22 protein-coding genes are annotated in these 19,626 nt (G+C 62.6%); 8 read left to right on the forward strand and 14 right to left on the reverse strand.

Going from position 1 to position 19,626, the window contains the following annotated elements; translation table 11 throughout:
* Window position 1: 1 nt before the first annotated feature.
* The 5 genes from DQ230_RS08075 to DQ230_RS08095 form a co-directional block, all read right to left on the reverse strand.
* Entirely contained in the window at window positions 2–1,165 is a 1,164-nt protein-coding gene (locus tag DQ230_RS08075) for a murein hydrolase activator EnvC family protein (RefSeq protein WP_113912071.1), read from the reverse strand.
* Complete coding sequence (gene gpmI, locus DQ230_RS08080; protein ID WP_113912072.1) at window positions 1,162–2,703, reverse strand: 2,3-bisphosphoglycerate-independent phosphoglycerate mutase; 1,542 nt, start codon at window positions 2,701–2,703, stop codon at window positions 1,162–1,164. The genes DQ230_RS08075 and gpmI overlap by 4 nt, the downstream gene beginning before the upstream one ends.
* A gap of 181 nt (window positions 2,704–2,884) precedes the next feature.
* Window positions 2,885–3,355, reverse strand: coding sequence for a 23S rRNA (pseudouridine(1915)-N(3))-methyltransferase RlmH (gene rlmH / locus DQ230_RS08085; RefSeq protein WP_113912073.1), 471 nt, complete (start codon window positions 3,353–3,355; stop codon window positions 2,885–2,887).
* A gap of 35 nt (window positions 3,356–3,390) precedes the next feature.
* Window positions 3,391–3,750: a ribosome silencing factor gene (rsfS, locus tag DQ230_RS08090; protein ID WP_113912100.1), complete on the reverse strand. Its 360-nt coding sequence runs from the start codon at window positions 3,748–3,750 to the stop codon at window positions 3,391–3,393.
* A gap of 214 nt (window positions 3,751–3,964) precedes the next feature.
* Entirely contained in the window at window positions 3,965–5,305 is a 1,341-nt protein-coding gene (locus tag DQ230_RS08095; protein ID WP_113912101.1) for a mechanosensitive ion channel family protein, read from the reverse strand.
* Window positions 5,306–5,408: 103 nt separating this feature from the next.
* Here DQ230_RS08095 and DQ230_RS08100 point away from each other — a divergent pair, with 103 nt between their 5' ends.
* The 4 genes from DQ230_RS08100 (at window position 5,409) to DQ230_RS08115 (ending at window position 10,551) form a co-directional block, all read left to right on the forward strand.
* Entirely contained in the window at window positions 5,409–6,335 is a 927-nt protein-coding gene (locus tag DQ230_RS08100) for a histone deacetylase family protein (RefSeq protein WP_113912074.1), read from the forward strand.
* 76 nt (window positions 6,336–6,411) lie between these two features.
* Window positions 6,412–7,587, forward strand: coding sequence for an MFS transporter (locus DQ230_RS08105; RefSeq protein ID WP_113912075.1), 1,176 nt, complete (start codon window positions 6,412–6,414; stop codon window positions 7,585–7,587).
* Window positions 7,588–7,661: 74 nt separating this feature from the next.
* Window positions 7,662–8,684: an aspartate-semialdehyde dehydrogenase gene (locus DQ230_RS08110; protein WP_113912076.1), complete on the forward strand. Its 1,023-nt coding sequence runs from the start codon at window positions 7,662–7,664 to the stop codon at window positions 8,682–8,684.
* Window positions 8,685–8,928: 244 nt separating this feature from the next.
* A complete protein-coding gene (locus DQ230_RS08115) occupies window positions 8,929–10,551 on the forward strand; it encodes a DUF4139 domain-containing protein (RefSeq protein ID WP_113912077.1) in 1,623 nt (540 codons plus the stop codon).
* A gap of 103 nt (window positions 10,552–10,654) precedes the next feature.
* Here DQ230_RS08115 and recR read toward each other — a convergent pair whose 3' ends face one another.
* The 5 genes from recR to DQ230_RS08140 all read right to left on the reverse strand — a co-directional run bounded on the left by recR (window position 10,655) and on the right by DQ230_RS08140 (window position 14,342).
* Window positions 10,655–11,248 carry a recombination mediator RecR gene (gene recR / locus DQ230_RS08120; RefSeq protein WP_113912078.1) on the reverse strand — a complete coding sequence of 198 codons (594 nt, stop codon included), beginning with the start codon at window positions 11,246–11,248 and terminating at the stop codon, window positions 10,655–10,657.
* A 76-nt stretch (window positions 11,249–11,324) separates the two neighbouring features.
* On the reverse strand, window positions 11,325–11,669 hold the full coding sequence (locus tag DQ230_RS08125; RefSeq protein ID WP_113912079.1) for a YbaB/EbfC family nucleoid-associated protein: 345 nt from the start codon (window positions 11,667–11,669) through the stop codon (window positions 11,325–11,327).
* 96 nt (window positions 11,670–11,765) lie between these two features.
* The gene (locus DQ230_RS08130; protein WP_162497398.1) at window positions 11,766–12,146 is read right to left on the reverse strand and encodes a hypothetical protein; all 381 of its coding nucleotides are present in this window, start codon (window positions 12,144–12,146) and stop codon (window positions 11,766–11,768) included.
* The gene (locus tag DQ230_RS08135; protein ID WP_113912081.1) at window positions 12,122–13,900 is read right to left on the reverse strand and encodes a DNA polymerase III subunit gamma/tau; all 1,779 of its coding nucleotides are present in this window, start codon (window positions 13,898–13,900) and stop codon (window positions 12,122–12,124) included. The genes DQ230_RS08130 and DQ230_RS08135 overlap by 25 nt, the downstream gene beginning before the upstream one ends.
* Before the next feature lie 79 nt (window positions 13,901–13,979).
* Complete coding sequence (locus DQ230_RS08140) at window positions 13,980–14,342, reverse strand: DUF202 domain-containing protein (RefSeq protein ID WP_113912082.1); 363 nt, start codon at window positions 14,340–14,342, stop codon at window positions 13,980–13,982.
* Window positions 14,343–14,450: 108 nt separating this feature from the next.
* On the opposite strand from DQ230_RS08140, the gene ypfJ reads away from it, so the two are divergent.
* Both ypfJ and DQ230_RS08150 read left to right on the forward strand, forming a co-directional pair.
* A complete protein-coding gene (gene ypfJ, locus DQ230_RS08145) occupies window positions 14,451–15,296 on the forward strand; it encodes a KPN_02809 family neutral zinc metallopeptidase (protein ID WP_113912083.1) in 846 nt (281 codons plus the stop codon).
* Window positions 15,297–15,305: 9 nt separating this feature from the next.
* Window positions 15,306–15,824, forward strand: coding sequence for a protein-tyrosine phosphatase family protein (locus tag DQ230_RS08150; protein WP_113912084.1), 519 nt, complete (start codon window positions 15,306–15,308; stop codon window positions 15,822–15,824).
* Window positions 15,825–16,236: 412 nt separating this feature from the next.
* Here DQ230_RS08150 and DQ230_RS08155 read toward each other — a convergent pair whose 3' ends face one another.
* Both DQ230_RS08155 and DQ230_RS08160 read right to left on the reverse strand, forming a co-directional pair.
* Window positions 16,237–16,635: a helix-turn-helix domain-containing protein gene (locus tag DQ230_RS08155; protein ID WP_113912085.1), complete on the reverse strand. Its 399-nt coding sequence runs from the start codon at window positions 16,633–16,635 to the stop codon at window positions 16,237–16,239.
* 215 nt (window positions 16,636–16,850) lie between these two features.
* Window positions 16,851–17,108, reverse strand: a complete 258-nt coding sequence (locus DQ230_RS08160; protein WP_113912086.1) for a hypothetical protein — start codon at window positions 17,106–17,108, stop codon at window positions 16,851–16,853.
* Here DQ230_RS08160 and DQ230_RS08165 point away from each other — a divergent pair, their 5' ends adjacent.
* Together DQ230_RS08165 and DQ230_RS08170 are read left to right on the forward strand one after the other, a co-directional pair.
* A complete protein-coding gene (locus DQ230_RS08165; RefSeq protein ID WP_113912087.1) occupies window positions 17,109–17,690 on the forward strand; it encodes a rhomboid family intramembrane serine protease in 582 nt (193 codons plus the stop codon).
* Between the two features lie 267 nt (window positions 17,691–17,957).
* On the forward strand, window positions 17,958–18,284 hold the full coding sequence (locus DQ230_RS08170; protein WP_113912088.1) for a YnfA family protein: 327 nt from the start codon (window positions 17,958–17,960) through the stop codon (window positions 18,282–18,284).
* Window positions 18,285–18,386: 102 nt separating this feature from the next.
* Here the strand turns inward: DQ230_RS08170 and DQ230_RS08175 are convergent, their stop codons facing one another.
* On the reverse strand, window positions 18,387–19,226 hold the full coding sequence (locus DQ230_RS08175; protein WP_338050505.1) for a cation diffusion facilitator family transporter: 840 nt from the start codon (window positions 19,224–19,226) through the stop codon (window positions 18,387–18,389).
* Between the two features lie 126 nt (window positions 19,227–19,352).
* Window positions 19,353–19,626 (reverse strand): ATP-binding protein (locus DQ230_RS08180; RefSeq protein ID WP_162497399.1); only part of this gene is annotated, 274 nt, incomplete at its 5' end.

The raw sequence follows: 19,626 nt of genomic DNA on the forward strand, positions 1-19,626 counted from the left end.
ATTACTCATCCTTGTCTGTCTTGAACCACAGCGCGGGGTCCACGGCGGTGTTGTCCTGTCTGACTTCTATATACAGCGTTTGCGTCCATTCGGTAGCGGCCTCAAGCAATTCGGCAGGCACGATTTCGTCATCCCGGCGCAGCCCCGGATCGCCGACGCCGCCCATCAGGCCCACGGGGCTGCCCCCCGGCAAGACCTGTCCGATTTGACCATAGACCACGTCCATGCCGGCGAAAACCAGCAAAATCCCTGATTGCGGCTCCAGAATGGCGACGTTTCCGTAATCCAGCAGCGGCCCGTGATAGCGCAGGGTTGCGGCGGCGGGCGTGGTGACAACGGCGCGCGGCGGCGCGGCCATGACGATACCGGGGCGGGTGATGCCGGCCGCGTCCGCCTCGCCCGCGCGGCGCAGGATGCGGCCCTGAACGGGCAGGGGCAGCTGCCCCTTGCGATCCGTGATACCCGGCAGGCTGCCGGGCGTTTCGTCCAGCGCAATCTGGCTGAGCCCGCTGGCAAAGCCGTCCAGCGATTCAGTCGAGGCGATCAGCAGCGCGGTTTTTACCGGATCTTCGGTGAACCGGCGCGGCAGGTCGGTGCGATCCGCGATCGCCTGGCTTAGCGCGGTACGGGCGGTTTGGGCGCTGGCCAGCCCTTCGGCCAGTGTATCGGCCGCGCTTTGCTGAAGGGCGCGCAAGGCGGCCAGTTCTTCCAGACGCGCGCGCAGCTGTGCGGCGCGAGAGTTCAGCGCCGGCGTGACATCCGCCAGGATCATGCCCGAGCGGGCGTTGCCGACAGGGCCGGCGGGATGCAGCAGGGTCACGGGCGCGGGCGTGGCCCCGATCGAGCTGAGAACGCCGAGAAACTGCGCGATCTCCTTGTCGCGCGAGGCCAGGTCACGGGCGACGGCCTGTTCCTGAATGGCGGCGTTGCGCAGGCCGACACGCATGGCGCGCAAGCCCGCCTCGAACGCGCGCACGGTTTGCGTCAGCGCCTTGACCCGGCTGGCGGCGCCCTCGGACGCGTCCAGCGCGCGGGTTGCCTCGCCCAGCATTTCCGCCGCGCTGCGGGCGGCGGCGCCGGGATCGTTTTGTGCCGCGTCCGCGCGTGTGTGGAACGGCTGCGCCATCAGCGCCGCGCAGGTCAGCAGCACAGCGGCGCGTTTCATGCCGGGGGCGCCTTGGCCGCGGGAATGATCAGGGAGCGGCCAGTCATCTCGGCCGGCGGTTCGATATCCATCAGCTCAAGCAGGGTGGGGGCCAGATCGCTGAGCCTGCCGTTTGCCAGGGCAGCGCCTTGGGGGCCGCCCAGCATGATGACCGGAACCAGATTGGTGGTGTGGGCGGTGTGCGGCGCACCGGTCGCAGGGTCGATCATCACCTCGCAATTTCCATGATCGGCGGTGACGATCATCGCGCCGTTCTGTGCCTTCAGCGCGGCAATGACGCGGCCCAGACCGGCATCCACAGCCTCGCACGCGGTGATGGCGGCGGCCAGATCGCCGGTGTGGCCGACCATGTCGGGATTGGCGTAATTTACCACGATCAGATCATAGCGCGCCTCGATTGCGCCGATAAGGTGATCCGTCACGGCGGGCGCCGACATTTCCGGTTGCAGATCGTAGGTGGCGACATGCGGCGATTGGGCCATATAGCGATCCTCGCCCGGTTCGGGACGTTCGCGCCCGCCGTTCAGGAAGAAAGTGACGTGCGGATATTTTTCCGTCTCGGCAATGTGGAACTGGCGCAGACCCTTTTTGCCGACCCAGACGCCCAAGGTGTTTTCCGGCATTTCATCGGGGAATATGCAGTCCATATAATTTTTATGGCGCGCCGAATATTCGGTAAAGCCGGAGACAGCGGCAAATTTTGGCCGGGGACCGGTTTCAAACGCCGAAAATTCCGGATCGGCGAAAGAGGCCAGAATTTCGCGCGCGCGATCGGCGCGAAAGTTGAGGCATAGCAGCCCGTCACCGTCCTGCATTCCGGCATAATCGCCCAGAACGCGGGGTTTGATGAATTCATCTGTGCGGCCTTTGTCATAGGCGTTGTCTATCGCCTCGTCCGCGGTTTGGGCCTGATAGCCGCGCGCCTGCGCAATCGCCTGATAACACAGCGCGACGCGGTCCCAGCGGTTGTCGCGGTCCATCGCATAGTAGCGGCCTGAAATCGTGGCGATAAAGGCGCCATTGGGCAGGGCAGCCTGGAGATCTGCAAGATAGGATTTGGCGGAAATCTGCGCCACATCGCGCCCGTCGGTAAAGGCGTGAATTGCGACCGGCACGCCCTTGGCCGTCAGCGCGCGGGCCGTGGCGATCATGTGTTGGATATGCGAGTGTACCCCGCCGTCGGACAAAACGCCCAAGAGATGCGCCGTCCCGCCCGAGCCAAGCATCGCATCGACAAAGCGGCGCACGCCGGGCAGCGTCTCGAACGTGCCTTCGGTAATGGCACGGTCGATCAGGCGCAGATCCATTTCAACGATCCGGCCCGCGCCAATGTTCAGGTGGCCCACCTCGGAATTGCCCATCTGGCCGGCGGGCAAACCCACGTCGAGCCCGTGCGTGACCAGCGTTGCGTTGGGGCAGGTTGCCATCAACGCATCGAAATTCGGCGTCTTGGCCAGCAATGGGGCATTGCCGATTTCGGAATCGGACAGGCCCCAGCCATCAAGGATGCATAAAATGACGGGTTTCGGGGTGCTCATGGGATGCTCCTGGCCGCTGACAGGGCCTTTGGCGCTGCTTTTAGTCAAGACAGGCAGGGGTTGAAACCGTGATAGCGTTAACGGCGCGCGGAATTTCCGGCCGCGCGTCGGGATGCGGGCGCGGTGGAAGTGAGTATTTTGAGGAAGATGAAAGACGGGCCAGACCCGCAGGCTGCTGTGTTCAGCTGCGGTGGTAGGGGCCACCGGATAGAATGGTGGTCGCGCGGTATATCTGCTCGGCCAGCATGACGCGGACCAGCATGTGCGGCCAGACCATTTTGCCAAATGACAGGCTGAAGTCGGCGGTTGCGCGCAGGTCCGGCGCAATTCCATCCGCGCCGCCGATGATAAAAGCCAGATCGGCGCGGCCCGCATCGCGCCAGCCTGCGATCATCGTTGCAAAATCCGGGGAGGTGAGTGTCTTGCCGCGCTCGTCCAGCGCCACGCGCAGCGCGGCCTGAGGCAGGGCGCGCTCCAGAAGTGCGGCCTCGGCTGCGGGGCCGCCCCCTTTCTTGTCTTCGACTTCGTGCAGGGTGGCCCGGCCCAGCCCAAGGGACCGCCCGGTGCGGTCGGCGCGCTGGATGTAATCGTCAAAGAGATCACGCGCCGCCCCGGCCCGCATCCGGCCAACGGCGCAGATATGCATCCGCATTCAGGTCAGCCTCCTGCGGTGCCGGGGCGCGCCGTTCAGGCCGATGCGGCGCTGCCGGCGGGCTGCCACATCTTTTCCAGCTGGTAGAAGTCGCGCACCTCGGGCCGGAAGACGTGGACGATGATATCGCCCGTGTCGATAAGCACCCAGTCGCCCGTTTCCTTGCCTTCGATCCGGGAGCTGCGGCCCAGATCATGCTTGAGCTTGTCCACCAGCTTTTCGGCGATGGAGGTCACCTGCCGCGATGAGCGGCCGGAGCAGATGACCATAAAATCGCCGATGGAGGATTTGCCGCGCAGGTCGATCTGCACGATATCCTCGGCCTTGTTGTCGTCCAGTGATTTCAGGATATGCGCAAGCTGTGTGTCGGTTGTTGCGCTGTCGTTCAGGGCCATATGGGGCACCTTCGTATCGGCGGCAAAAGCCGCAGCTGCGGAAATGGACAGATCTTTGTCCTCCTTGGTCGTGCACCTGCCCATGGCCCCGGTGCCGGGCCTTCTGCGCAAAGGTAGCAAGCCCGCGCGCCTCTTTCAATGAAGCAGCTGAGAATTGTTTGTAATTCGCGCGATCCTGCCGGTGTTTCGGCGCAAGCTGCAAGGCGCGGGCGCGTCAGAAGCGCGTCGGCCGCGAGATATCGTCGGGATCGTTCAGCATGCGCACTTCGCGCTGGGGGAAGGGAATGGAAATGCCGTTGTCGTGAAACGCATCCCACAGCGCCAGATAGACATTGCCGCGAATGTTGGTCAAACCCTGGGTGGGGTCGCGGATCCAGAACCGCAGGATATAGTCCACGCTGCTGTCACCAAAGCCGACGATGTGACACACAGGTTCTTTCATGGACAAAACCCGCGGCACCCCGGCGGCGGCGGCTATCGCAATCTTGCGGACCAGATGCGGATCGTCGCCATACGCCGTGCCGAAATGGATATCCAGCCGCACGAATTCGTTGGAATGCGACCAGTTGACCACCTGGCTGGTGATCAGATCCTCGTTCGGGATCAGGTATTCCTTGCCGTCGCGGGTGACGACGCTGACGTAGCGCGCGCCCAGCGCGTTGATCCAGCCAAACGTCTCGCCCAGGCTGATGACATCGCCGGGCTTGATGGATTTATCCAGCAGGATGATGACGCCCGACACCAGATTCGACACCACTTTTTGCAGGCCGAAACCGATGCCGACGCCAATGGCACCCGACAGAAACGCAAGGCCCGTCAGATCGACCCCGACCGTGCGCAGCCCGATGAAAAACGCGGCGCCATACAGCGTGACCTGAAGCAGCTTGACCGCCAGCACCTGCATGGAGGGCGATATTTCGTCGTTTTGCCGGATCCGGCTGGATGTGGTGGTCGAGAGCAGGCGTGCGGCAAAAAACAGCGCCCCCAGAATCACCGCCGCCTGCGCCAGCAACCACAGCGACAGCCGCGTCTCGCCAATATTCACGGCCAGGCTGTCCATCAGGCTTTGGGCTTCGTCGGTCAGGCCGAGGATGATCAGGGTGGCCCAGATCCAGCCGGCATAGCGCACGACGCCGCGCACGAACCCGTTGGCGATCAGCCGCGTGACAAAGGCGATGACCAGCCACGCGGTAGCAAGGCTGACCGCAATGCCGATCAGATAGGACCGGCTGGGCCATGTCACCTCTTGCATGATCCAGAATGTGATCCAGCCCAGCGCGACAAAGAAAATAAGGCGCAGGCGCCGGTGTACCATCACCGCAAGGCGCATCCGCCATTTTGGCCAGCCCTCGCGCGTGCGCATCCAGTCATGCAGGCGCGGACCCAAGATGGCCCGCAGAATATGCGCCAGAGCGATCAGCCCGACGATGATCAGCAGCTGATAGATGTTCCAGGTGCGCAGCAGCGCGATCAGAACACCCTGGCCTTGCGCCCACAGGCTCAGGGCGATGTCCTGTGCCTGTTCCGCCGGTGTGATCGAAGGGTCTGTTGCCATGCAAATCAGATTACACGGCTGCCCGGCCGCGGCAAGCCTGCACTGGACAGCCGCGGCGATTCGCGTTTGCATCGGGAAATTGCGCAGACGAAAGGCCGATATGATGACCACCGCCCTGCTGAGCCACGCCGATTGCCTCGACCACGAGGTGCCGCGCGACCACCCGGAGCGGCCCGGCCGCCTGCGTGCCGTTCTGCGCGCGCTGGAGGGGCGCGACCTGTTGCGGCTGGATGCGCCGCAGGCCGATGATGCGGCTATTCTGCGAGTGCATCCGCAGGCCTATCTGGACGCGCTGACGACTGCGGCGCCCGGCGAAGGTTTCGCCGCGATTGACGGGGATACATGGCTGTCGCCCGGCACACTGAACGCCGCCCGGCGGGGGGTGGGCGGGGCGATCCGCGCGGTTGATCTGGTGATGGACGGGACGGCGCAGAATGCCTTTGTCGCCACGCGCCCGCCGGGCCACCATGCAGAGCGCAGCACAGCGATGGGGTTTTGCTACTTCGGTTCGGTGGCGGCGGCAGCGCGACATGCGCAGGATCATCACGGGCTGGCCCGCGTTGCCATTGTCGATTTCGACGTGCATCACGGCAATGGCACGCAGGATCTGGTGCAGGACGTGCCGGGCATTGCCTTTCTGTCCGTCCACCAGATGCCACTGTTCCCCGGCACCGGCGATCCGTCAGAACGCGGCGCGTTTGGCAACGTGGTGAATGTGCCGCTGCAAGCAGGCGACGGCAGCGCGGCCTTTCGCGCGGTTATGGAGCGGGCCATCCTGCCCGCGCTGGATGCCTTCGCGCCCGAGCTGTTGCTGATTTCCGCCGGGTTCGATGCGCACCGGGATGACCCGCTGGCCAGTCTCGATCTGGACGAGGATGATTTTGCATGGGTCACCGAAAAACTCTGCGATCTGGCCGATGCCCATGCGCAGGGGCGCGTGGTGTCCTGTCTGGAAGGCGGGTACAGCCTGCGCGCGCTGGCCAATAGTGTGGCTGCGCATGTTGATGTGCTGATCGCGCGCGGCAAATGACGGTGTTGCGCGCCGCGCTTGCCTTGGCGCGGCGGGTGTGCAACGCAGACGAATTGCCGCAGCCAAGGATACAGATATGCGCGCCGGGCTGATCCTGCTTTGTCTTGCCTATGTTCTCAGCCAGTTTTATCGCGCCTTCCTTGCCGTGCTGGGGGCGGTTCTGGCGCGCGATATCGGCACCGGTCCCGAGGATCTGGCCTTTGCATCCGGCCTTTGGTTTCTGGCCTTCGCGGGCGCGCAGTTGCCGATTGGCTGGGCGCTGGACCGGTTCGGGCCGCGCCGCACATCCGCGATCATGTTGCTGATCGGCGGGGCAGGCGGGGCGCTGGTTTTTGGCTTTGCCCAAGGGGCGGCGCATGTCAATCTGGCCATGCTGATGATCGGCGCGGGTTGCGCGCCGGTGCTGGTATCGGCCTATTTCATTCTGGCCCGGCAGGGCAGCCCGGCGCAGTTCGCCACCATGGCAGCGCTGCTTCTGGCGATCGGATCGCTGGGCAATCTGGGCGCATCCTGGCCCATGGCCTGGGCGGTAGAGGCGATTGGATGGCGCGCATCGATGATTGGCCTCGCCGCAATCACCGCGCTGGCGGCCATGGTCCTGCTGATCTTTGTGCGCGACCCCGAAGCGGCGCCGGGCGGGCGGCGCGGATCGGTGATGGATCTGCTGAAAATGCGCGCGCTTTGGCCGATTTTTCCCATGATGTTCGTCTGCTACGCGCCTGTTGCGGCCATTCGCGGTCTGTGGATCGGGCCATATCTAAGCGATGTTTTCGGCCTTGGGACGGCGCAGCTGGGTCAGGCATCGCTGGTTATGGGCATTGCGATGATTGGCGGCACGCTGATCTACGGCCCGCTGGACCGGATATTCGGCACGCATAAATGGGTCATTTTCAGCGGCAACATGGCCTGCGCCGCCGCCAGTCTGGCGCTGGCGATGGTGGTGGGGCACAGTGTCGGCCTTGGCATTGCGCTCTGCGCCGCGATTGGCCTGTTCGGGTCCACCTTCCCGGTGATGATTGCCCATGCGCGCGGGTTCTTTCCGGCGCATCTGGCGGGGCGGGGCGTGACGTTGATGAACCTCTTTGGCATTGGCGGCGTCGGGCTGATGCAGCTTGGCTCGGGCGTGATACATGCGCGGGTGGCCGCCAGTTCCGGCGATGTTGCGTCCTATGCCGCGCTTTTTGCGTTCTTTGGCATCGCCGCGCTGGCCGGATCGCTGGTCTATTTGTTCAGCCGCGATGCGCCGCGGTGACGGCCCCCTTTCCACCGGGCGCCCAAGGCGCTAAGACGCGCGCAGTCACACCGTATTTATCAGGAGTAGAGTGAATGGGCTACAGGGTCGCCGTCGTCGGTGCCACGGGCAACGTGGGCCGCGAAATGCTGAACATTCTGGCCGAGCGCCAGTTTCCCGCCGATGAGGTTGTCGCACTGGCCAGCCGCCGGTCGCTGGGCAGCGAAGTCAGCTATGGCGACAAGACGCTGACGACCAAGGATCTGGACGCCTTCGATTTCACCGGCTGGGACATTGCCCTGTTCGCCATCGGCTCGGACGCGACCAAGATCTATGCCCCCAAGGCCGCCAAGGCCGGCTGCATCGTGATCGATAACTCCTCGCTCTATCGCTATGACGCGGACGTGCCGCTGGTCGTGCCGGAGGTGAATCCCGAAGCGGTCGAGATGGTGCATAAAAACAATATCATCGCCAATCCCAACTGCTCGACCGCGCAGATGGTTGTTGCACTCAAGCCCCTGCATGACCGCGCCCGCATCAAGCGCGTCGTCGTCAGCACCTACCAGTCTGTCAGTGGCGCCGGCAAGGAAGGCATCGACGAGCTGTGGGATCAGACCAAGAGCATCTACAACCCCACCGATGACAAGCCGGCCAAGAAGTTCACCAAGCAGATCGCCTTCAACGTGATCCCGCATATCGACGTGTTCATGGACAGCGGCGACACCAAGGAAGAATGGAAGATGGTCGCCGAGACCAAGAAGATCATGGACCCGTCGATCAAGGTCACGGCCACCTGTGTGCGCGTGCCCGTATTCGTCGGCCATTCCGAGGCGATCAACATCGAGTTCGAGGAATTCCTCGACGAGGACGAGGCCCGCGATATCCTGCGCGAGGCGCCCGGCCTGATGGTGATCGACAAGCGTCAGGATGGCGGCTACGTCACGCCCATCGAATGCGTCGGCGATTTTGCCACCTTCATCAGCCGCATCCGTCAGGACACGACGGTCGAGAACGGCATCAACCTGTGGTGCGTGTCGGACAACCTGCGCAAGGGCGCGGCACTGAATGCCGTGCAGATTGCCGAAACGCTGGGCCAGCGCGTGCTGAAAAAGGGCTGATTTCGCCCGCCAGCCCATTACCTTCCGGCGCAGATCGCTGCGCCGGAAGGCATTCTGCACTGCGCGCAGTACGTTGCCCGCGACTGTGTTTATCGCCCATGTTCTCCTCCTCCGCCCAATTTGCCTGACGTCATCAAAACGCAAAACTGTAAATTAAGCGTGACTTCGCGCATCCCTCAGCCAATTCCCTTGCAATTTTTGCTGCTGCGTCAAAAGCTGCCGGTGCCCAAGCCGGAGACCCCAGATGCGCCCCCTTACCCTGCTGTTCGCCCTTGCCCTGCCCACTTCTGTCTGGGCGGAGGATATTCCGCTGAGCAGTGCAGTGTCGCAAGTCACACTTTATCCGCAGGGGGCGACCGTCCACCGGTCCGTGCCATTCAGCGCGCCCGCAGGCCAGCATGATCTGATCCTTCTGGACCTGCCGCAAGACACCGATCTGCAATCGGTCCGGGTCCGCGTCACCGGGGCGCAGATGGGCGGCGTGACGACGCGCCGCGATTTCGTCCCGCCGCGCGGCGACCGTCAATCCGCCGACATCGCCGCCGCCGAAGCCGAGGTCGAGCGCCGCGAGGATGCCTTGCGCGATGCGCAGGCCGATATCGCCCGCACGCAGCTGGTGGTAGATGCGGCAGAGGCGCAGGTTACATTCCTGTCGCAGCTGGGACAAGGCGACGGGATCGCGGCACAGGATGTTGCCAGCCTGCGCGACCTGGCCCAGATGATCGGCGCGCAGACGCTGGCGGCGCGGCAATCGGCCCATGACGCGCGCCGCGAGGCTGAGCAGGCGCAGCGCGGCCTGAAAGACCTGACCGAAGCGCTGGAAGAGGCGCGCCGCGCCCTCGCCGCGCTGGTGCCCGAACGCGAGGATCGCGCGATGCTGGCGGTGTCGGTCATGGCTGATGCCCAGGCCGAGGGCACATTGAATGTCACATACCAAACACATGATGCCGGCTGGGCGCCGGTCTATGATATGAGCTTGACGCGCGAGACCGGCGCGCTCCGCATCGCGCGCGGCGCGTATGTACATCAAAATACAGGCGAAAACTGGAGCGATGTTGCCCTGACATTGTCAACCGTGCGCCCAAGCGGTCAGACGACGCCCAGCGCAATATACCCCCAGTTGCGCCGTATCGGCGATCCGATCCAGCCGATGCAGAAGTCAGCTGACCGGGCCGCATCAGGCAGCGAATCGGCCAGCCTCATGATGGCCGAACCTGCCCCTTCGGTGGTCATGGCCGAAGCCGATTTTGACGGCCTCGCGGTTACCTATACCTACGCGCCGCCTGCCTCGATCGCGTCCGGCGCCGATGCGCTGCGTATCGCGCTGGGCACATTGGACACGCAAGCGAAAATCGAGGCGCGCGCGGTCCCACTCTACGACCAGACGGCATATCTGACGGCAATAATAACCAATGACATGAACGAGCTGATCCTGCCGGGCCAGACAAACCTCTATCTGGGCGATACCTTTGTCGGTCAGGTTCAGGGCGATCTGATCGCAGCCGGCGCCGAAGCGGACCTGTCCTTTGGCGCCATTGACGGGCTGCGCCTGACCCGCATGGTGCAGGACCGCGAAGAGGGCGGCAGCGGCCTGATACGCAAGTCCAGTGATCTGACTGAAACCGTCACGATCAAAGTCGAGAACCTCACCGGCGAGTCATGGCCTGTGCGCCTGCTCGACCGCGTCCCTTATTCCGAGCAGGAAGACCTTCAAATAAACTGGCAGTCCGACCCCCGCCCGACCGAAACCGATGTCGAGGGTCAGCGCGGCATTCTGGCGTGGGACTTCGACTTGCCGCCGCGTGAGAGCCACACGATCACGCTGGAGCATGACATGCAATGGCCCGAAGGAAAGGTGCTGAACTGAGCAAGGCGCGCCTTGCCCGAGCCCTTGCGCGCCCGCGTGTTTTTTCTTGGTGAAAATACCCAAATTCCAGCCTTGAATTCGGGTGGAGTCATTTGAATTTGGCTCAAAGCGCGCGCCGTGCGCTCAGCGCGGCGCTGATCGTGCCATCGTCCAGATAATCCAGATCGCCACCAATAGGCACGCCCTGGGCCAGCGTTGTCAGGCGCACGCGGTCCTCGATCTGGTCGGCGATGTAATGTGCGGTGGTTTGCCCGTCGATGGTGGCGCCGAGGGCGAGGATGACTTCGGTAATCTGCTCGGACTCGATTCTGCGGATCAGCTGGGGAATGCGTAATTGTTCAGGGCCAACCTGATCCAGCGCGCTGAGCGTGCCGCCCAGCACGTGATAGCGGCCCTGAAATGCGCCGCCGCGTTCCATGGCCCACAGATCCGCGACGTCCTCCACGATGCAGAGCAGCCCGTTTGCGCGCTTGGGCGCGCGGCAGATGTCGCAGATTTCGGACGTGCCGATGTTGCCGCAGATCGCACATTCGCGTGCGGTAGCGGCGACGGTCTGCATCATGTCTGCCAGCGGCATCAGCTTGAGTTCACGTTTTGCGATCAGATGCAGCACGGCCCGCCGCGCCGAGCGTGGGCCGAGGCCGGGCAGTTTGGCCATCATCTGAATCAGCGTGTCAATGTCGCGGTTCGAGCTCAAGCGGGATGTCCTGATTGCGGCGTCGGGACGCCTTCGGCGAGAGTATTTTTGCCAAGATGAAGCGGCGGGGCCGCGCCTAGAAGGGCAGTTTCATATCCTTTGGCAGGCCCATGCCTTCGGTCAGCTTGGCCATTTCCTCCTGCGCGCGGTCGCTGGCCTTGCCTTGGGCATCCTTGATCGCGGCGAGAATGAGATCTTCGACGACTTCCTTGTCGTCGCCGGAAAATATGCTGGGATCGATATCGAGGCTTTTCAGCTCGCCCTTGCAGGAGGCCACGGCCTTGACGAGGCCGGCGCCGGATTCGCCGGTGACGGTGAGGCTGTGCATTTCTTCTTGCAGGGCTGCCATCTTGGTTTGCATTTCCTGCGCGGCTTTCATCATCTTGGCCATGTCGCCCATCTGGCCCAGTCCCTTGAACATCTTCAGTCTCCGATTGGTGAAATGGTTCATCTCTAGATACGTGCGCCGGGGCGGGGGAACAAGGGGCGCAGGGTATCGTGACCTCAGCTGCCCGGTTCAGATCTTGCGGGTTGTGTAGAGGATCATCGCCGCACACAGCGCCGCGACGGCCACGATGAAAAGCGCGGGCGAGCCTGTGCAGCCCTCGATCCGGGACGCGTCGCGCAGGCCGGTGGGGTCTGTGCTGACGACGATCATGGTCAGGGTGGACCACATCAGGCAGACCACCAGCGCGCCAACCGCGCTGCGCAGGAGGGTGGCTGTGACCGAGGCGGCGAGTAGGAACAGCGCCGCGGGGGTAGAGAAGAGTGCCAGCGCCTCGCCCCAGGCAGTTATGGGGGTGCCGTCCCAACCGGGGCGCACGGTTTCGCAGGCGCCGGCCCATGCGGCGCCGGGCAGAAACGCGGCGGCAATCAATCCTCTTCGAAGGGGTCCCATTCATCCTCGACTTCGGGCAGGGCGTCGGCCTGCGCATCGTTTGCGATCTGGCGGGCGGTGCGGATTTCCAAGATTTCGGCGCCGGGAAACGCATCCATCACCGCCTGCACCAGCGGGTGCTGGCGGGCCTCGTTCTTCAGCGCGATATCTTCGGCATCGCGCAGGCCTGCGATGGTTGGCGCGCCGCCCTCATTGACCAGTGTGACGGCCCAGCGGTTGCCGGTCCAGCGCTGGAGCGCCGCACCAAGGCGCTGTGCCAGATCGCGGGGGGCATCATCGGTGGGCACGAATTCGATCCGGCCGGGGCGGTAGGCGGCCAGTTGCACGCAGGTTTCCACCTCGACCAGCAGTTTGACGTCGCGGTTGGCGCGGATCATCTCGACCACGTGGTGAAAGGTGGGATAATGGGCCAGCGCGGCCTCGGTATCGGTATCGGTGGCAACGGCGAGGGTCTGGCCTGCGCCATTTCCTGACGCGCGCGGTTGCGCGCCCTGGCGGGCGGCGGGGGCATAGGTATTTGACGTGGCGGATGTTCCGCCGCCGGAGGGCAGAGGCGCGGCGCCACCGGGGGGCGGCGCGCTGGGCATCGGTGTGTTTTGCAACTTGCGCAGCAGATCCTCGGGGCTGGGCAGATCGGCCACATGGGTCAGGCGGATCACGGCCATTTCGGCGGCCATCATGGCATTGGGCGCGCCTGCCACTTCCTCCAGCGCCTTGAGCAGCATTTGCCACATGCGGGTCAGCACGCGCATCGGCAGCGCCTCGGCCATTTGCAGGCCGCGGGCGCGTTCGTCCGGGCCGATGGTCGGGTCGTCCGCCGCCTCGGGGGTGATTTTCACCACCGAGGTCCAGTGGGTGATTTCGGCCAGATCGCGCAGCACGGCCAGCGGGTCGGCGCCGTCGGAATATTGCGCGCCCAGTTCGGTCAGCGCGCCGGCCGCGTCACCCTTGAGGATCATGTCGAACAGGTCCAGCACGCGGCCCCGGTCTGCCAGCCCCAGCATGGCGCGCACCTGATCGGCGCCCGTCTCCCCCGCGCCGTGGCTGATGGCCTGATCCAGCAGCGAGGTGGCATCGCGCGCGGACCCTTCGGAGGCGCGCACGATCAGCGCCAGCGCGTCATCGGTGATTTGCGCATCTTCGGCCTCGGCAATATGGCGGACGAGCTTCAGCATCACCTCGGGTTCGATCCGGCGCAGATCGAACCGCTGGCAGCGGGACAGCACCGTCACCGGCACCTTGCGGATTTCGGTGGTGGCGAAGATGAATTTCACATGCGCCGGCGGCTCTTCCAGCGTTTTCAGCAGCGCGTTGAAGGCCGAGGTGCTGAGCATGTGCACCTCGTCGATGATGTAGATCTTGTAGCGGGCCGAGGCGGCGCGGTACGCGACCGAATCGATGATCTCGCGGATGTCGCCGACGCCTGTGCGGCTGGCCGCGTCCATTTCCAGCACATCGACATGGCGCCCTTCCATGATGGCGCTGCAATGCTCGCATACGCCGCACGGTTCGGTCGTGGGGCCGCCATTCCCATCGGGGCCGATGCAGTTCATCCCCTTGGCGATGATGCGCGCGGTCGAGGTTTTGCCGGTGCCACGAATCCCCGTCAGAATAAACGCCTGCGCGATGCGGTCAGCCTTGAACGCGTTGCGCAGGGTGCGCACCATGGCATCCTGCCCGACCAGATCGGCAAAGGTTTCGGGCCGGTATTTGCGGGCCAGAACGCGGTAGCCGGAGGGGGACGTGTCGGTCATTTGGGGCGCCTGCGTGACAAGGGGGTATCTGGCCGCCAAACTAGGCACGCCGTGCGCCCGCGTAAACCGCCAAGCGCGCCTAGAGCATCCATAATATCACCCCGGTGCCAAATGTGGCGAGCGTCAGGATCGCGGCGAGGCGGCGGAAATTCTTGCTGCCGGTGGCTTCGGCATCGCGGCAGGTCAGGCGGTCATGCGTTTTGTGCGCCTGATTGGCGGCGGCCCAGTAGATGACCGTGGCCGCGACCAGAAACAGGCTTGCCACGCCCTTGGCCGCCCATGTCGGCGTGAAGTCGCCAAACACCGCCTTTAGCGCGATGGCCACGCCGACGGCGCCCAGGCCAAGGCCCATCCACGAATTGAACGTGCGTTCATTGGCCATGATCGTGCGATCCTCGGCCCAATCGGTGCGCTGTTCGGCCTTTTCGGTCTTGTTTGTCATCGGGTCAGGATACGGCAAGGCGGTGACATTGGCGAGGCGGGTTTTGCGGTGGCATGCTGCGCAAGGCGCGATAGTATGAAGAACGCCGCCCCAACCAAGGATACTGCCATGAAGCTGAGAGGACTGCGCCGCAGCCGCAATATCGAGGATCGTCGCCGCTCGGGCGGGGGCGGTGTGCGGGGCGCCGGCATTGGCGGCGCGGGTCTGCTGATCGTGCTGGCGATCGGGTATTTCACCGGGATCGACGTGACTCCGCTGTTGAACGGCATCGAGGGTCAGCAAGTGCAAAGTGCGCCCCGCGCGCTAAGCGCCGCAGAGCAGCGCGCGGCCGATTTCAGCGCCCGCGTTCTGGGCAGCACCGAGGAGGTGTGGGGCGATATCCTGCCCGCGCAGGCCGATATGGCCTATACGCCCCCCGTGCTGGTGCTGTTTTCCGGCGTAACGCGCAGCCCCTGCGGCAATGCGTCCGGCGCCACCGGGCCGTTTTACTGCCCGGCAGACCGCAAGGCCTATCTGGATACGGAATTTTTCGCCACACTGGCGCAGCAACTGGGCGCACGCGGCGATTTTGCAGCGGCGTATGTGATCGCGCATGAGGTGGCCCACCATATCCAGAATGAACTGGGCATTCTGAACGCGGTACACGAGGCCCGGCAGGCCAGCTCGGACGCCGGCGCGAATGCGCTGACCGTCCGGCTGGAATTGCAGGCCGATTGCCTGAGCGGCGTCTGGGCCAGCGCGGTAAATGACCTGCTGGAGCCGGGCGATATTGAGGAGGCGCTGAACGCCGCACGCCGGATCGGGGATGACCATTTGCAACGGCAGGCCGGGCGCGTGCCGCAGCCTCATACCTTTACCCACGGCACGTCCGAGCAGCGCGCGCGCTGGTTTGCGCGTGGCTATGACAGCGGCCAGATGGGTGCATGTGACACATTTTCCGCAGACCGGCTGTAGGGCAGGGACGTGACCGGGATCGTCATTCAGGCGCTGCCTGTGTCGCGCGGTATTCTGGCCATCGCGCCGATGCCCGGATCTGGCGACGATTATGCAGATGATCTGGCGCATCTGAAGGATTGGCAGCCTGCGATGGTGGTCACGATGACCACAGCCGCGGAAATGGCCGCAGCCGGGATTGCGACGCTGGGCCGGGACATTGCGTTCATGGGAACGCGCTGGGTGCATGTGCCGACGCCCGATTATGGCGTGCCTGACGTGGGCGCAATGGGCCAATGGACCGCAGCCGAGGCCGCAGCGCTGGCCGCACTGCGCGGGGGCGGGCGTATCGTGGTGCATTGCAGGCAAGGAGGCGGCCGCGCCGGTATGGCGGCCCTGCGCCTGATGATCGCCGCAGGCGAGGCGCCAGAGGCCGCAACGGTGCGTCTGCGCGCCCAGGTTCCCGGCGCTGTCGAGACATCCGCGCAAATGCGCTGGGCGATGCGGGGAGGGGCGGAGCCTGTCGATTCGAGCGTAAGGAAAAGGTGAGAGGCTGGACAACTCAGGTGATCGGTAAAAGTCAATTAAATCAATGTTTTGATTTCCGCGTTTGTGTCGCTTTGTAGCAAACTCTGTGTCGGCAGTTGTAGCAGATTGAGCACACCTCGATTTCAATGCACTTTACCTCCTAGCGTCGCTTGCCGCGTGAGGTGGGCTCAATTTTGACATTGCCGCAGACTATGAAGTCACCGTCACGTTTTTTGGGAACGGCTGACTAGCCTTTGCCCGACCCCTCATCCCGCGTCTAGCAGCACCCTCAGCGCACGGACCCGCGCCGGTGTGACCCGTGGGTCACAACCACCGCTAATGACTCTGATGAACTCGATCCACGTCTGCTCGTTGTCGGTGAGCTGGTCCCATGGTCCCGCTGGGGCCGTTGGTAATGTGAAAATAGCTTCGCTCACTTGCCGAAAATCCCTCTCAAAGCTGCACGTGAACGTGCCGTCAGTCGTGGATCGCTATTGTCAGACACATCGCGTAATTCAGCCAACCAGCCCCTTTCGTTCTCAGATGCAGGTATGCCGAAGATTTCTGTAATCGCTTTTGCCGCCGTCGCTCCTACCGCTTGGTCAAGGGCAAGGCGCATCAAATATGCGGGGTCAATCTCCAGCGCCTTTGCCAGCGATGGCACGCGATCCAGCGGCACTTTGTTTTTGCCGTTTTTCAGAAACGTCATCATATTTGCATTGGCGAATCCTGCCTCGGATGCAATTTCAGCTTGGGTTTTACGGTGTGAGAGATCACGGATGCGGTCGGTGATCAATTTCGCGGTCGCGGTGTTTTGATATGGGTTTGTCATGTTGCTCTCATAAGGTTGGTTACATGACTTATTTACCGCGTTGCATCAGCGCGGTCGGATGGGACTTTTCATGAGTGCTGGGTGGGTGCGAAGTCCTAGAGTAAATACCGTCACCTGATGGGGATGCAGCCTGCGTCGGCAGGTCGGGGGCGGCTCAATCCTCCGGGGCCTGCAACACATCGCAATGATAGATGGCATATCGTAATTTGCCGTTTTTACTGCATCAAATGGTTTCTTCGCCGCTTATCCAAATAATAAACAGAAATCGCTTTCTGCTCGTGGCCGTCAAAGAGCACAGGCTCAGACGCCGCATTGCGGCTTTCCAGAATCACCCATTCGTTGCGCTCGAACTTTAGACCGGTCGGTCGCCGCGATTTTGCGAACTTAAACACGACATTCTTTGCGGCCCGCGAAAAGCCATTGAAGGCGACCATTAGCCGTATATCTTCGCTGACATGAGGAAACAGGATCACATGCGCGCTATCTTGCGGCGCGCCACAGCGCTAGCAGCCTTTGTCGGATTGCTCTGGGCGGTTCAGGTCGTCAACTGGATCACCGGCTACGGCCTCAACGCGTCCTTCGGCCTGATACCACGGCATGTCAGTGGGTTGGACGGCGTAGTTGCAATGCCCCTTTTGCACGGAAGCTTCGCGCACCTGATGGCCAATACGCCGCCGCTATTGGCGATGGGTGCGCTGCTGATAGCCACCGTCACACGGGCCTTGCTGGCCGTGAACGCCGTGGTGATCGGGCTGGGCGGCGGTCTTGTCTGGCTGTTCGGAAGTTCCGCCATCCATATCGGCGCGTCAGGGCTGGTCTTCGGTTGGTTCGGCTTTCTGGTGGCGCGCGGGCTGGTGGACCGCTCGCCGGTCACGATGGGCGCGGCGCTACTGGTCGGCTTTGTGTATGGCTCCATCCTCTGGAGCGTTCTGCCGGGTCAACCAGGCGTCTCTTGGGAGGCGCACCTCTTCGGGGCCTTCGCGGGCGCAGCTGCAGCATTTATTTTACAAACACAGGTCCATGCTCCGCGCTTCAGTGGCGTCAATCGAGAATGAAGCGGAACACTCGGCCCTATAAGCTGCCGTTCATCACGTCAATCGGCGGTGCAGCGCAGCGTCAACGACGCAGACACTGGTAGCTGGGGCAACAACTCAGGGAACTGGATGGCCGCTGTGCGGACTTTGCAGACCTTCGCTGCAAGTGCGCCAATGTCCAGCTCGGCGAACCGTTCAACAAATGGTGGTTCTTGGCTGTCTGTGCATGCGCAACGAATGGATATTTGGCAGTAGACCTGATCACGCTCGAAACGTATATCTGACCCGATGAAAACAGCTCTGATCTACTTCGCCGCTGCGCTGGCCGAAATTGCCGGATGCTTTGCTTTCTGGGCTTGGTTCCGGCTGGACAAGAGCGTGTTCTGGCTAGCACCGGGAATGATATCCCTTGCCGTTTTCGCTTGGCTACTCACCCTGAGCACCGCCGATCAGGCGGGACGCGCCTATGCAGTCTACGGTGGCGTCTACATCGTATCGTCCCTGCTGTGGCTATGGGGCGTAGAAGGCAATCGCCCGGATCAATGGGATGTTATCGGAGCGGTCATTTGCCTTGCAGGCGCGGGTGTTATTCTCTGGGCACCGCGTAGTATTTGAGACGCTGCTCTGGAGGGGACCCAAAAACGGTGGTTTTTGGGAAGCTGTAATATCCGTTTCGGAACAAACCGATACTTGCGGCACAGCAAAGAGACTGCATCTTCAATCAGGAATTATTGCTCCTGATTGCTTTGATTTGTGTTCCGGTTCGACATGGATCGTGACCTTGGCGTCATCTAAGTGGTTTTTCAAAGACTCCTCTATCTGGTCACATATTTCATGAGATTGGAAAACCGTCGTTCCGCCGGGCACGACCAGATGGAAATCAATAAATATTGCCGCGCCTGCGTGTCGTGTCCGAAGATCGTGTGCTTGCATTGCGCCATCCAATTGTGACGCGATAACATTACGGATCGTGTCGAGTGTCTGCGCTGAGACGGCCTCATCCATCAGGCCACTCAGGGACTCTTTGACGATTTTAGAACCCGACCAGAGGATGTTGACGGCCACGAGTGCGGCCAGTGCCGGATCCAGTATCCACCATCCTGTTGCAACAGCCAAAATAACGCCGGTGGCAACCCCGACAGAGGTAAGGACATCCGTGATCAGGTGTTTTCCATCAGCCACCAAAGCTGGTGATTTCTGTGCTCGTCCACGCGTGATCAACACCCATGCCCACAGTCCGTTTATGACTGTCGCCGCCATGTTCACAAGAAGCCCTTCCACCGGGGCATCGAGAACGGCGGGCCGCATGAAGCCTTGGTAGGCTTCCCGAAAGATAAGCAGTGCAGCAACGATGATCATTACACCTTCGAGGACAGCACTGAAGAATTCTGCCTTGTGGTGGCCATAGGGGTGATTGGCATCAGCGGGTTTGGCCGCGATATGGATCGCGATGAGCGCAGCAAACGCTGTTGCGACATTGACCGTGCTTTCAAGTGCGTCTGATAGAAGTGCAACCGAACCAGTTATCCAGTAGGCGAAGGTCTTCAATCCTAAGATGTCAATGAGCGTTTAAAACTGACCCCGTTTCAGCGTTTAATTTTGACCCACCTCTGGAGTGACAAAGCCCCCAGGCGGACCGCCCTCATATAGCGAGTCCGTCTGGGGGCTTTGCTTGCGACGTGGCTATTTTTCTCTGCGACTTTTGCTCTGAGCGAAGCGATATGACGTGTTGCCCGTTTCGATGATGGCACAGTGGTGCGTGACGCGATCCAAGAGCGCAGTTGTCATCTTGGCATCACCGAAGACAGCGACCCATTCCCCGAACTCCAAGTTGGTGGTGATGATGACGCTGGTTTTCTCGTAGAGCTTGCTGATCAGGTGGAACAGCAACGCGCCGCCGGATTTCGGGAACGGGATGTAGCCTAACTCGTCGATGATGACGCAATCCAGGGCCGAC

It is taken from the genome of Roseovarius dicentrarchi, from assembly GCF_003316635.1.
Classification (GTDB): Bacteria; Pseudomonadota; Alphaproteobacteria; order Rhodobacterales; family Rhodobacteraceae; genus Roseovarius; species Roseovarius dicentrarchi.

Excerpts from the sequence above, each read along its gene's own strand:
- DQ230_RS08075 (WP_113912071.1), bottom strand. The coding sequence starts at position 1,165 with ATGAAACGCGCCGCTGTGCTGCTGACCTGCGCGGCGCTGATGGCGCAG.
- gpmI (WP_113912072.1), bottom strand. The coding sequence starts at position 2,703 with ATGAGCACCCCGAAACCCGTCATTTTATGCATCCTTGATGGCTGGGGC.
- rlmH (WP_113912073.1), bottom strand. The coding sequence starts at position 3,355 with ATGCGGATGCATATCTGCGCCGTTGGCCGGATGCGGGCCGGGGCGGCG.
- rsfS (WP_113912100.1), bottom strand. The coding sequence starts at position 3,750 with ATGGCCCTGAACGACAGCGCAACAACCGACACACAGCTTGCGCATATC.
- DQ230_RS08095 (WP_113912101.1), bottom strand. The coding sequence starts at position 5,305 with ATGGCAACAGACCCTTCGATCACACCGGCGGAACAGGCACAGGACATC.
- DQ230_RS08100 (WP_113912074.1), top strand. The coding sequence starts at position 5,409 with ATGACCACCGCCCTGCTGAGCCACGCCGATTGCCTCGACCACGAGGTG.
- DQ230_RS08105 (WP_113912075.1), top strand. The coding sequence starts at position 6,412 with ATGCGCGCCGGGCTGATCCTGCTTTGTCTTGCCTATGTTCTCAGCCAG.
- DQ230_RS08110 (WP_113912076.1), top strand. The coding sequence starts at position 7,662 with ATGGGCTACAGGGTCGCCGTCGTCGGTGCCACGGGCAACGTGGGCCGC.
- DQ230_RS08115 (WP_113912077.1), top strand. The coding sequence starts at position 8,929 with ATGCGCCCCCTTACCCTGCTGTTCGCCCTTGCCCTGCCCACTTCTGTC.
- DQ230_RS08125 (WP_113912079.1), bottom strand. The coding sequence starts at position 11,669 with ATGTTCAAGGGACTGGGCCAGATGGGCGACATGGCCAAGATGATGAAA.
- DQ230_RS08130 (WP_162497398.1), bottom strand. The coding sequence starts at position 12,146 with ATGGGACCCCTTCGAAGAGGATTGATTGCCGCCGCGTTTCTGCCCGGC.
- DQ230_RS08135 (WP_113912081.1), bottom strand. The coding sequence starts at position 13,900 with ATGACCGACACGTCCCCCTCCGGCTACCGCGTTCTGGCCCGCAAATAC.
- DQ230_RS08140 (WP_113912082.1), bottom strand. The coding sequence starts at position 14,342 with ATGACAAACAAGACCGAAAAGGCCGAACAGCGCACCGATTGGGCCGAG.
- ypfJ (WP_113912083.1), top strand. The coding sequence starts at position 14,451 with ATGAAGCTGAGAGGACTGCGCCGCAGCCGCAATATCGAGGATCGTCGC.
- DQ230_RS08155 (WP_113912085.1), bottom strand. The coding sequence starts at position 16,635 with ATGACAAACCCATATCAAAACACCGCGACCGCGAAATTGATCACCGAC.
- DQ230_RS08165 (WP_113912087.1), top strand. The coding sequence starts at position 17,109 with ATGCGCGCTATCTTGCGGCGCGCCACAGCGCTAGCAGCCTTTGTCGGA.
- DQ230_RS08170 (WP_113912088.1), top strand. The coding sequence starts at position 17,958 with ATGAAAACAGCTCTGATCTACTTCGCCGCTGCGCTGGCCGAAATTGCC.